Source organism: Sphingobium sp. (assembly GCF_035511395.1).
Classification (GTDB): Bacteria; Pseudomonadota; Alphaproteobacteria; order Sphingomonadales; family Sphingomonadaceae; genus Sphingobium.
Genome location: NZ_DATKFP010000132.1, coordinates 1 through 11,423, shown reverse-complemented (window position 1 = coordinate 11,423; position 11,423 = coordinate 1). Strand labels below are relative to the sequence as shown.

Below are 11,423 nucleotides of genomic sequence, written 5' to 3'. Positions count from 1 at the left end.
GCCGATTATCTGAAGCTGATGCCGCAGGATCGCACCGCTTGCGTCCTGCCTTTCAGCTTCGATTATGGGCAGAATCAGCTGTTTTCCACCTGGTATGCTGGCGGATGCGTCTATCCGCTTGGCTATCTGACGCCGCGTGACGTCATGAAGCTGGTCGATCGGCGGGATATCACGACGCTGGCGGGTGTGCCCCCGCTCTGGGTGCAACTGACCGAACTGGACTGGCCGGCAGAGGTCGCCGCGAAGCTCAGGCGCCTGACCAACAGCGGCGGTGCGCTGACCCGTCCGCTGGTGGCGAAGCTGCGCGCGCTGTTCCCGCAGGCCGATCTTTATCCGATGTATGGCCTGACCGAGGCCTTCCGCTCCACCTATCTGCCGCCCGCGCTGGTCGACAGCCATCCCGATTCGATGGGCGGCGCCATTCCCTTTGCGGAGATATTGGTGGTGCGCCCCGATGGCAGCCCGACCGATGCCGACGAGCCGGGCGAACTGGTTCATTGCGGCCCGCTGGTAGCGCAGGGCTATTGGCGCGATCCGGCACGCACGGCCGAGCGCTTCAAGCCCGCGCCGGCCGCCTCGCGCTATGGCGGCATGGCGGTTTGGACGGGGGATACCGTGCGGCGCGATAGGGAAGGGTTGCTCTATTTCGTCGGTCGCGACGATGCGATGATCAAGTCCGCCGGCAACCGCATCAGTCCGACCGAGATTGAGGAGGCCGCCGTCGCCGTGCCGGGTATCGCCGAAGCGGTGGCGCTGGGCGTGAAGGACGATCGGCTGGGGCAGGCCGTGCGGCTGCTGCTGCGCGCAGACGACCCCGCCGTCGCGGAGGCGGTCGCCGCCCATCTCAAGACCGAATTGCCCAATTTCATGCAGCCCAAGGATATCATTGTGCTTTCCGAATTTCCCCGCAATCCCAATGGCAAGATCGACCGGGTCGCGCTTGCTGGAGACTATGGCGCATGAAACCCATGGGGCCGATACCGTCCTGGGCCAAGGGCGAGGAAGAGATGCTGCTGATCGGCGGCTGCGGTGCGGAGAGCCTGGTCGATGAGGCCGGCGATACGCCGCTCTTCGTCTATGACATGGATATCGTCGCAGCGCAGGTCCGTCGCTTCCGCGAAGCCATGCCCGCTGCGCTGCACCTTCATTATGCGGTGAAGGCGAACCCCTATGTGCCCCTGCTGGCGCGCATGGCGCATCAGGTCGACGGGTTCGATATCGCGTCGGGCGGCGAACTGGAAATGGCACTGGAGGCCGGCATGGCGCCTGACCGGATCAGCTTCGCCGGGCCGGGGAAGCGCAACGACGAACTGTCCGCCGCGATCTTTGCGGGCGTGACCATCAACCTCGAATCGGAGGGGGAGGCGCGCCGTGCGCTGGCCGTGGCCGAAGCGATCGGCAAGACGCCGCGCCTCGCTGTCCGGGTCAATCCGGACTTCGACCTGAAAGGATCGGGGATGCGGATGGGCGGCGGTGCGAAGCCTTTCGGCGTCGATGCCGATCGGGCGGGCGCGCTGGCGCGGATGGTGATCGATGCCGGGGTGTCATGGCAGGGGTGGCATATCTTCGCGGGTAGCCAGAATCTCGACGCTGCGGCGATCATCGAGACGCAGGCGGCAACGATCGCGCTCGCCGCGCGGTTGTCCGACGAGGTCGGCGCCACGCCGCCGCTGGTCAATCTGGGCGGCGGCTTCGGCATCCCCTATTTCCCCGGTGACGAGCCGCTCGACATTCGCCCGATCGGCGTGGCGCTCGATAGCGCGCTGGAGCATCGGGCCGACATATTGGGCGGCAGCGACTTCGCGATCGAACTCGGCCGCTGGCTGGTCGGCGAGGCGGGCGTCTATCTGACCCGCGTGGTCGACGTGAAGCTGAGCCAGGGCGAGACGTTCGTCGTGGTCGATGGCGGCCTGCATCATCAACTTGCCGCCAGCGGCAATTTCGGCACGGTCGTGCGGCGCAACTATCCGATCGCAGTCGCCAATCACTTCGGCGCTGCGTCGGCGGCCGATCCGGTGACGGTAGTGGGATGCCTTTGCACCCCGATCGATCGATTGGGGGACAAGGTGGCGCTGCCGGTGGTGGAGGAGGGCGACCTGATCGCCATCTTCCAGGCTGGCGCCTATGGCGCGTCCGCCAGCCCTTCGGCATTTCTGGGTCATCCAGCGCCCAAGGAAGTTTTACTTGGCTGATTTGCGCGCGACTTAACTCCTAACGCTATTTTTACCCTTTCGCTGCAAAGAAGAACCCCAAAGCTCCGTGCCGGCAGTCCGCCTTTCCCTCTTTGGCGGCCGACCGCGCGGGGCGACGATAAGGGGTGAGATTATGCGTTTCGTGTCGGTTTCCAGGCTTCTGATCGGTGCGTCATTGCCCGCTTTGGCCTTGTCGGGCTGCGCCTCTACGCCGTCCGGGCCGCAATTGCCCCCCGCATCCTTCGTATCGACGCAGGAAGGGCCGGGCGAGGAATATATCATCGGCCCGCTCGACGATCTCACTATCTTCGTCTGGCGCAATCCCGAACTGGGCGCGAAGGTGCAGGTGCGGCCCGATGGACGCATCACCACGCCGCTGATCACCGACATGCCGGCGGTAGGCAAGACGCCCAAGATGCTGGCCGACGATATCAAGCTGGCGCTGACCCAATATATCGAAAATCCGCTGGTATCGGTGATCGTCAACAATTTCAGCGGCACGTTCAGCCAGCAGGTGCGGATCGTAGGGGCAACGGAAAAGCCAGCCTCCATCCCCTATCGTGCGAACATGACGCTGCTCGATGCGATGATCTCCGTCGGGGGGCTGAGCGAATTTGCGGCGGGCAATCGCGCGCGCCTCGTCCGCTTCGACAAGGATACGGGCAAGCAGAAGGAATATCAGGTCCGTCTGAACGATCTGCTCAAGAAGGGCGACACCAAGGCCAATGTCATGTTGGCGCCCGGCGACGTCATCATCATTCCGGAAAGCATGTTCTGACCATGGCGGGACTGTACGACGAATTGCTGGTGCTGCTGCACGGCATCTGGAGCCGGCGCTGGATCGCGCTGGGCGTGGCCTGGGGCGTGTGCATGCTCGGCTGGCTGGGCGTGGCGCTGATCCCCAACAGCTACCAGTCCAAGGCGCGGGTGTATGTGAACACCCAGTCGCTGCTGGAAGACAAGATGGGCATCACCCAGGTCCAGTCGCAGCAGGATCTGGACCGTGTCCGCAGCACGCTGGCGAGCGCGGAAAATCTCGAAAAGGTCGTGCGTGAAACCGACCTGTCGCAGACAGTGTCCGGCCCGCGCGACATTGCGGCCAGGATCACCACGCTACGCGAAAATATCACTGTCATGGCGCAGGCGGATCCCAGCATGATCGACATCAGCGCCCTGTCGGCCGATTCGGGCCTGTCGGACGGCGCCAACGCGCGGATCGCCCAGCAGGTGGTGCAGAAGCTGATCGACATCTTCCAGGAAGAAAATCTGTCGGGCGACCGCAGCCAGACCAAGCAGAGCCTGGCCTTCCTCGATCAGCAGATCGCCGCGCGCGGCAAGCAACTGGAAGCGGCCGACCAGCGCCGCGTCGAATTTACCCAGCGTTATATCGGCCTGCTGCCGGGCGCGGGATCGATCAGCCAGCGCATGGATGCCGCCCGTGCGGAAATCAGCAATATCGATTCGCAGCTCGTGCAGGCGCAGAGCGCGCTGTCGGCGATGAACGGCCAACTGGCCGGCACGCCGCAGTCTCTGCCGGGCGTCAGCGCATCGGGCGGCGCGTCGCCGCTGGCGCAGGCGCAGGCCAATCTGGCCTCCATGCGCGCGCGCGGCTGGACGGCGAGCCATCCCGACGTGATCGCCGCCCAGCGTGAGGTCGACGCCTTGCGCAAGGCGGGCGGAGGCAGTGCGGGCGGTGCCGGCGGCACGCCCAATCCGGCCTATCTGTCGATCAAGTCGATGCAAGCGGATCGTGCCGCGACCGTGCAGGCGCTCCAGACCCGCAAGGCGCAGTTGCAGAGCGACCTCAACATCATGATGTCAAAGCAGGTCGACGAACCGGGCATCGCATCCGAACAGGAAAAGCTCGACAGCGATTATACCGCGCTCAAGGCTCAGTATGACAAGCTGATGGCCGACCGGGAGGAAATCCGGCTGCGTGGCGAGGTGAAGACGGAAACCGGATCGGTCCAGTTCCGGGTCATCCAGCCGCCCAGCGCGCCGACCGCGCCGTTTGCGCCCAACCGGCCGCTGTTGCTGCTCGGTGTACTGATCGTCGGTATCGGTGCCGGCGTGGGTGTCGCCTTCGCGCTTGGCCAGCTCAAGGGGACGTTCCCGACGGCGGCGCGGCTGGAAAAGGCGGTGGGCCTGCCCGTCGCCGGATCGATCAGCCAGATGCGCAACGCCGCTCAGGCCGCGGTGGAGAAGCAGCGCCTGAAATGGTTCGCCGGGGCGAGTGGTGGCCTGGCCGCCGTCTGCCTGCTGCTGATCGTCGTCGAATTCGTCCAGCGTGGCATGGCGTGAAGGAGCGCGACCCCATGAACCAGCATAGTCCCATGAAGGGCCGTGGATCGCTGATCGAGCGCGCGACCGAAATCTATGATTTCAGCGCCGCGCTGAAAGGTCGCGCCGCGCCGAAGGTCGATGTGTCGGCGGATCTGCCGCCCATAGCTGTCGCGCCGGTCGAACCGGCTGGGCCTGCAACATCTGCTGCTGCGCCGGCCTTTTGCGCGCCGGCCTGGACCGGGCCGGTCCAGCCGATCGACCGCGCTGCGCTTGCCGAAGCGGGTTATCTGCAACCCGATGGTCCCGTGACCGCGATGAGCGAAGAGTTTCGCCTGCTCAAGCGCGATCTTCTGTCCCAGTTGCAGGCCAACCCGCGCGGCAACCGCATCCTCGTCTGTTCCGCGCATAGCGGCGACGGAAAGAGCTTCTGCGCGATCAACCTGGCGCTCAGCCTCGCGGCAGAGAAGGATCGGGAGATCCTGCTGGTCGATGCCGATTTCGGCAAGCCCGGTATCCCGGCGAAGCTGGGCCTGACCGGTGGGCCGGGGCTGATGGATGCGCTGGCCGATCCGTCGATTGCGATCGAGGATATCATCATCCGCACCGACCTGCCGTCGTTGTCGGTGCTGCCCGCCGGCGAACGCAGCAACAACGACACCGAATATCTGGCCTCGGCCCGGACCCAGCAGCTGCTCGCACGGCTGACCGAAGGGCGGCCCGAACGCATCCTGATCTTCGATTCGCCGCCCTTGCTCGCGGCATCGCCCGCCGCCGTACTCGCCAGCCATGCCGCGATCGCGCTGCTGGTCGTGCGGGCCGACAAGACAAGCGAAAGCGCCCTGCGCGAAGCCGCAGCGATGCTGAAGGGCGGGCCGCAGGTGCAACTGCTGCTCAACGCCGTCCGCTTCACCGGAGGCCGCCGCTTCGGCAGCTATTATGCGAAGGGAGATGCGCAGGCATGAGCGTGCGCCACTGGATTTCGAGTGCGTCCTTCATTGTGCTGGCGACCGTCGCCATGCCGGCGCTCGCCCAATCGTCGCGACAGGACCAGCGCCTGAACGTCACGCCTTATCTGGGCATCGATCAGGTCGTCATGGCGCCGCTGAAGGGCGAGGGCGATGTGCTGACCTACACCAACGTCACCGCCGGCGTGACCGCGGAGGTGCGCAGTCGCCGGGTCGAAGCCACCATCGACGCCCAATATAATCACAGTTTCGGCTGGGGCAGTCAGGCAACCGATCAGGATGTCATCAGCGGCATATTGAATATGCGCGTCAATGTTGCGCGCGGCCTGTCGCTCAACGCAGGTGGCCTTGCGACGCGAGTGCGAACGGATGGCCTGTCTGGCGCCGCTGCTCTCAACGACAGTTTCACCAGCCAGGTCTATGCCGGCTATGTCGGCCCTTCCTATACGACGCAGCTTGGCGATTTCACTGTCAACGGTTCCTATCGCCTCGGCTATGCGCGGGTGGAGGATGACGTCAATGCGGACATCCCCGGCGCGCCGCCCATTGGCTCCTTCGCCGACAGCTGGAGCCATAGCCTGCTTGGCTCGGTCGGCTTTGCGCCGGGCACGGTGCTGCCCATCGGCCTCACCGCCAGCGCCGGCTATGACCGGGAGGATGCCAGCCAGCTCGACCAGCGGTTCGAGGATGCCTGGGGCCGTCTGGACGCCACGCTGCCGGTGTCGCGTACGGTCGCCCTGGTAGGTGGCATCGGTTACGAGAATATCGAGATCAGCCAGCGTTCGCCGGTGCTGGACGATGACGGCACGCCGATCATCCGCAACGGCCGCTATGTCACCGACAAAAGTGCGCCGCGCGCGCTGGTCTATGAATTTGACGACATCATCTGGGATGTCGGCGTGCTCTGGAGGCCCAGCCATCGCACCTCGCTCCAGGCGCGGGTCGGCGAACGCTATGGCGGCATGACCTATCAGGGCAGCTTCACCTGGCAGGGACGCGACAGCAATTTCTCGCTCGTCGTGTTCGACGGCATCGACAGTTTTGGCCGAATGATCATTGGCGATGTCGCTGCCCTGTCGGGCAGCAACCTCAATGTCGTACGTAATCCCTTTACCGGCGACCTGAGCGGCTGCGCCTTCTCCGCGACCGGCGGCGGCCAGTGCTTCAATGATGCCTTGTCGGGCGTTACCGGCAATAATTTCCGCTATCGGGGCGTGTCGGCCCAATATGCGCTACAGCGCGGTCCATGGGGCTGGGGCATTGGCGCGGGCTATTCGCAGCGCAAGTTCATCACGCCGCAGGGGCAGACGGTGTTTATCCGCGGAACGCGGGATGAAAACTGGTTCGGCAATGTTTCGGCCAATTACAGGCTTAGCGATACCGACAGCATCGATACGGCTGTCTACGTCAATTATTTCGACGCCAGCGATGCCCGGCCAGATGTCCTGAACTATGGTGCATTTACCAGCTATTTCAAGGGATTGAGCCGTCGCTTGTCGGCGTCGGCATCTGTCGGCATCGATGGGGCCAAGGCTGACGATCTCGACACTGTCATCAACGCCATGGGGCAGGTCGGCCTGCGCTACAGCTTCTAACCGGCGCCTGGGAGACGAAGAAATGTACGATCAATTCTACGGATTGCAGGGCCGCCCGTTCCAGCTGACGCCGGACCCGCATTATTATTTCGAGAGCGCGACGCACCGCAAGGCGCTGTCCTATCTTGGCTATGGCCTGGCGCAGGGCGAAGGCTTCATCGTCATCACCGGCGATATCGGCGCGGGTAAGACGACGCTGGTCGGACACCTCATGCAGACGATCGATCCGTCGCGTCTGACAGCGGTCAAGATCGTGTCGACGCAGGTGGAGGGCGACGACATGCTGCGCCTCGCCGCGCAGAGCTTCGGCCTGGAGACGGAAGGCTTTACCAAGGCTGCGACCCTGCAACGGATCGAGAGCTTCCTCCACACGCAGGCGCGTGCCGGACGGCGCAGCCTGCTGATCGTCGATGAGGGGCAGAATTTGAGCATCTCGGCGATCGAGGAATTGCGGATGCTGTCCAACTTCCAGTTGGGCGGGCAATCGCTGCTCCAGATCTTCCTGCTGGGCCAGCCCGAATTTCGCGACCTGCTGAAGTCGCCGGAACTGGAGCAGTTGCGGCAGCGCGTCATTGCCACCCATCATCTGGAGCCGATGATGTCGCGCGAAGTCGAACCCTATATCCTGCACCGTCTGGGCGTTGCTGGCTGGACCGGCAATCCGCACTTCACCGACGGCGCCTTTGCCGCCCTCTATGCCGCGACCGGCGGCGTGCCGCGTCGCCTGAACGCACTGGTGAGCCGTGTCCTGCTGCTGGGCGCGATCGAGGGGCTGCATGTGATCGATGCCGACGTCGTGGCGGCTGTGGTCGCCGACATGGGCATGGACGTGGACCTGACGCCCGAACCGGTCGAGCCTTCGGTGCTGGATATCGTCGAGGAGGCGGCTGAGCCGGAGCGGGCGAAGCCGGTCGAGAGTTTGGAAGTCGCGGAACCGGAAGAAGCGGAACCCCAACCGGACGAGGTGGCAGAGATCGAGGGGATGGAAGCCAATCTGGTCGAAGACGCCGCCGATCAGGAACCGTTGGTCGACGCCTCCGAATTTGACCGCGACGAAGAGGAGGCGCTGGATCTGGACGAGCCGGACTATATGCCGCGCATCCTGTCTGCCGCACGCTTCACCAATCCATATGAAAGCGTCGCAGAGGTGGATGATGAGCGGGTGGTCCGTCTTGCGCCGTTTGCGTCACCCTTTGTCCAGTCGGTGGCCGATCATGCGTTCGCCGAGCCGCCTGCCGAGGAGGAACCAGCCGCGACGGATACGCCCGAAAGGGATGAACTCGCCACCGCAGAGCAGGTCGTCGCGGAAGAGGAGATCGAACCCGTCGGCGTCTTTGACGCCGATATCGATCCGGTCGAGGAAGCCGAACCGGCGGAAACGCTCGACGCCCTGCGCCGCGACATGCAAGAGGAAATAGCAGCCCTCCGCGCCGAGATTGCGTCGTTACGGGCGGTGCAGGCCCATGCGCCCTTCGGCGCGCCTGTGCCCACCGTCGATCCCGACGCGCTCAAGGATTGTTTCACCCTGGTCGAGGAACGCCTGTCCACGCTGGAGTTCCGCGCCGAGGAACAGGATGCCGCGCTGCGCCGCGTACTGACCATGCTGGTCGAGTGGGTCGAGCGCGAGGATCGCATGGCCGATGCCGAGCAGGACGCCGCGCTCGCCCGCGCGCATTGACCGAAGGCTGAGCGAGACGACCATGCGCAATGCCCTGTCCGTCGATGTGGAGGACTGGTTCCAGGTCGGCGCGTTCGAGCGCACGATCGACCGTGCCGACTGGGATGGGCTGATCCACCGCGTCGAAGGCAATACCGATGCGATGCTGGACCTGTTCGCGCAGGCCGGCGTGAAGGCGACTTTCTTCACGCTGGGCTGGGTGGCGGAACGCTATCCGGCGCTCATGCGGCGCATCGCCGAAGCCGGCCATGAAGTGGCGAGCCATGGCTATGATCATGCCCGCGTCTTCACCTTTACTGCCGACCAGTTCCGCGCCGACCTGCGCAAGGCGCGCGCCATATTGGAGGACGCGAGCGGACAAGCCGTGACCGGTTATCGCGCGCCCAGCTTCTCGATCGATCCACGCACGCCATGGGCGCATCATGTTCTGGCCGAGGAGGGCTATCGCTACTCCTCCAGCGTCGCGCCGATCCGGCACGATCATTACGGCTGGCCCGATTCCCCGCGCTTCGCCTGGAAGCCGATCAAGGATTCGCCGCTGGTGGAACTGCCGGTGACGACGGCCAAATGGGGCACGCGCACGCTGGCGGCGGGTGGCGGCGGCTTTTTCCGCTTGCTCCCCTATGGCTTTTCGCGCTGGGCGATCCGGCAGGTCAACGAACAGGCCGGCAGGCCCGCGATCATCTATTTCCATCCTTGGGAAATCGACCCCGACCAGCCGCGCGTCGCCGATGCGCCACTGCGGTCGCGGCTGCGCCATTACAGCAATCTGTCCGTCATGGCGGCCAAGCTGCGCCGGCTGACGCGCGATTTCGACTGGACGCGGATCGATGCGCTGGCGGACGCCGAGGCGGCGCGCGCAGCATGACGGCTGGAAATGGTTCCGTCCCCTCCATAACCCTGCTTGACCTGCGTGATCCGGTGCAGGTTGCGGCGGTCGACGCCTATGTGGCGGCGCACGGCGAAGGAACGCCTTTCCATCGCACTGCCTGGCTGACCGCGATCGAGGAGGCGACGGGCAATCGCGCCCTGCCACTGGCAGCGGTGGGACATGCGGGCAGGATCCTCGGCCTGCTGCCATTGCACCATATCAGGAGCACGCTGTTCGGTCAGGCGCTGGTTTCATCCGGCTTTGCCGTCGCCGGCGGTATCCTGGCCGATGATGAAAGCGTCGCGGCCGCCCTTGCCAGGGGCGCTCAGGGACTGGCGCGCGAGCGTGGCAACCTGTCGCTGGAGCTGCGCGGTGGCGCGGAGCCGGGCGAAGGCTGGGACCGGCGCGAGGGACAGCATATCGGCTTCATGCGCCGGATCGCCAGCGATGATGAGGCCGAATTGCTGGCAGTCCCGCGCAAGCATCGCGCCGAACTGCGCAAGGCGCTGGCCAATAGCGATCTGACGATCGATATCGGCCGCGACCCACGCCATCTGCGCGATCATTATCATGTCTATGCGACCAGCGTGCGCAACCTCGGCACGCCGGTCTTCCCTGCCAAGCTGTTCCGCGCCGTGCTGGACCGGTTCGGGGATGATGCGGACATATTGATCGTGCGCGAGGGGGGCAGGCCGGTTTCGGCGGTGCTCAGCCTCTATCATGACGGACGGGTCATGCCCTATTGGGGCGGCGGTATCGGTGATGCGCGGCGGTTGCGATCGAACGAACTCATGTACTATCGCCTCATGGGTCATGCCCGCACGCGCGGCATGACCCTGTTCGACTTCGGCCGGTCCAAAGTCGGCAGCGGCCAGGCGGCGTGGAAGAAAAGCTTCGGCTTCGATCCGCATCCGCTCGTCTATCATGGTTGGTCGGTGGACGGCGCCCGGCGCGACGTCGATCCCAACAGCGCCAAATATCAGTGCCGGATCGACTATTGGAAAAAGCTGCCCTTGCCGGTTGCAAACCTGATCGGCCCGCTGATCGCGCGGGGGCTGGGATGACCGGCGAGATTCTCTTCCTCTGCCACCGCATCCCCTTTCCGCCGGATCGGGGGGACAAGATCCGTTCCTATCATCTGTTGAGGCATCTGGCCGACATCGCGCCGGTCCATGTCGGCTGTTTCGCCGATGACGACAGGGATATGAGTTTTACGGACGAACTGCGGCATGTCGCCGCCAGCCAGTGCGTGCTGATGCGGGATCGGTCCAGGATCGCGGCGGGTCTGGCAGGCCTCGCTCGGCACCAGCCGCTTCTTGTCGCACTGTTCGATCATCCGGGCCTGCATCAATGGGTCGCGCGCACCCTGACGGAACGGCCGATACGCGCCGTCTTTGCCTATTCGGCGCAGATGGCGCATTTCGTGCCCATGCTGCCGCCCGATATCCGCTTCATGATGGATTTCGTCGATTTCGATTCGGCCAAATATGCGACCTATGGCGCGCAGGGCAGCGGTCCCATGGCCTGGATCAATCGGCGCGAGGGCCGTCTTCTGTTCGATTTCGAACGTCGCATTGCCGATCGCGCGGCCGTTTCCAGCTTCGTGAGCGAGGCAGAGGCGCAGATGTTCCGTGCGGCGACGGGCATGGATGACGATCGCGTGGTCGCGATCGAGAATGGCGTGGCGCTCGACTATTTTGATCCGATGGCCGAATTCGTGCCGGTCGAATCGGCGCAGGGGCCGTTGCTCGTCTTCACCGGCCAGATGGATTATCGCCCCAATGTGGAGGCGGTGGAAAGCTTCGCCCGTGAAACCCTGCCGCTCGTCCGCGCAGCCCA

The 11,423-nt window shown here is 64.7% G+C and carries 8 protein-coding genes and 2 pseudogenes; all 10 read left to right on the top strand.

Annotated features, from left to right (window positions below):
• Positions 1–963 (top strand): AMP-binding protein (locus VMR39_RS09050; protein WP_325415648.1); only part of this gene is annotated, 963 nt, incomplete at its 5' end.
• Positions 960–2,192: a pyridoxal-dependent decarboxylase, exosortase A system-associated gene (locus tag VMR39_RS09045; protein WP_325415647.1), complete on the top strand. Its 1,233-nt coding sequence runs from the start codon at positions 960–962 to the stop codon at positions 2,190–2,192. The genes VMR39_RS09050 and VMR39_RS09045, both read left to right, overlap by 4 nt.
• Positions 2,193–2,325: 133 nt before the next feature.
• Positions 2,326–2,970: an XrtA/PEP-CTERM system exopolysaccharide export protein gene (locus tag VMR39_RS09040; RefSeq protein ID WP_325415646.1), complete on the top strand. Its 645-nt coding sequence runs from the start codon at positions 2,326–2,328 to the stop codon at positions 2,968–2,970.
• A gap of 2 nt (positions 2,971–2,972) precedes the next feature.
• A complete protein-coding gene (locus VMR39_RS09035) occupies positions 2,973–4,493 on the top strand; it encodes an XrtA system polysaccharide chain length determinant (RefSeq protein WP_325415645.1) in 1,521 nt (506 codons plus the stop codon).
• Between the two features lie 14 nt (positions 4,494–4,507).
• A complete protein-coding gene (locus VMR39_RS09030) occupies positions 4,508–5,437 on the top strand; it encodes a P-loop NTPase (RefSeq protein ID WP_325415644.1) in 930 nt (309 codons plus the stop codon).
• Positions 5,434–7,035 (top strand): hypothetical protein, encoded by a 1,602-nt coding sequence (locus tag VMR39_RS09025; protein ID WP_325415643.1) that lies wholly within the window; start codon positions 5,434–5,436, stop codon positions 7,033–7,035. The genes VMR39_RS09030 and VMR39_RS09025 overlap by 4 nt, the downstream gene beginning before the upstream one ends.
• A gap of 22 nt (positions 7,036–7,057) precedes the next feature.
• Positions 7,058–8,056: pseudogene (locus VMR39_RS30455) on the top strand (XrtA/PEP-CTERM system-associated ATPase); the annotation flags it as partial.
• 679 nt (positions 8,057–8,735) lie between these two features.
• Entirely contained in the window at positions 8,736–9,581 is an 846-nt protein-coding gene (locus tag VMR39_RS09015) for an XrtA system polysaccharide deacetylase (protein WP_325415649.1), read from the top strand.
• A complete protein-coding gene (locus tag VMR39_RS09010; RefSeq protein ID WP_325415641.1) occupies positions 9,578–10,648 on the top strand; it encodes a FemAB family XrtA/PEP-CTERM system-associated protein in 1,071 nt (356 codons plus the stop codon). Before VMR39_RS09015 ends, VMR39_RS09010 begins: the two co-directional genes overlap by 4 nt.
• Positions 10,645–11,423: pseudogene (locus VMR39_RS09005) on the top strand (glycosyl transferase family 1); the annotation flags it as partial. The gene VMR39_RS09010 and the pseudogene VMR39_RS09005, both read left to right, overlap by 4 nt.

Excerpts from the sequence above, each read along its gene's own strand:
- VMR39_RS09015 (WP_325415649.1), top strand. The coding sequence starts at position 8,736 with ATGCGCAATGCCCTGTCCGTCGATGTGGAGGACTGGTTCCAGGTCGGC.
- VMR39_RS09010 (WP_325415641.1), top strand. The coding sequence starts at position 9,578 with ATGACGGCTGGAAATGGTTCCGTCCCCTCCATAACCCTGCTTGACCTG.
- VMR39_RS09035 (WP_325415645.1), top strand. The coding sequence starts at position 2,973 with ATGGCGGGACTGTACGACGAATTGCTGGTGCTGCTGCACGGCATCTGG.
- VMR39_RS09040 (WP_325415646.1), top strand. The coding sequence starts at position 2,326 with ATGCGTTTCGTGTCGGTTTCCAGGCTTCTGATCGGTGCGTCATTGCCC.
- VMR39_RS09030 (WP_325415644.1), top strand. The coding sequence starts at position 4,508 with ATGAACCAGCATAGTCCCATGAAGGGCCGTGGATCGCTGATCGAGCGC.
- VMR39_RS09045 (WP_325415647.1), top strand. The coding sequence starts at position 960 with ATGAAACCCATGGGGCCGATACCGTCCTGGGCCAAGGGCGAGGAAGAG.
- VMR39_RS09025 (WP_325415643.1), top strand. The coding sequence starts at position 5,434 with ATGAGCGTGCGCCACTGGATTTCGAGTGCGTCCTTCATTGTGCTGGCG.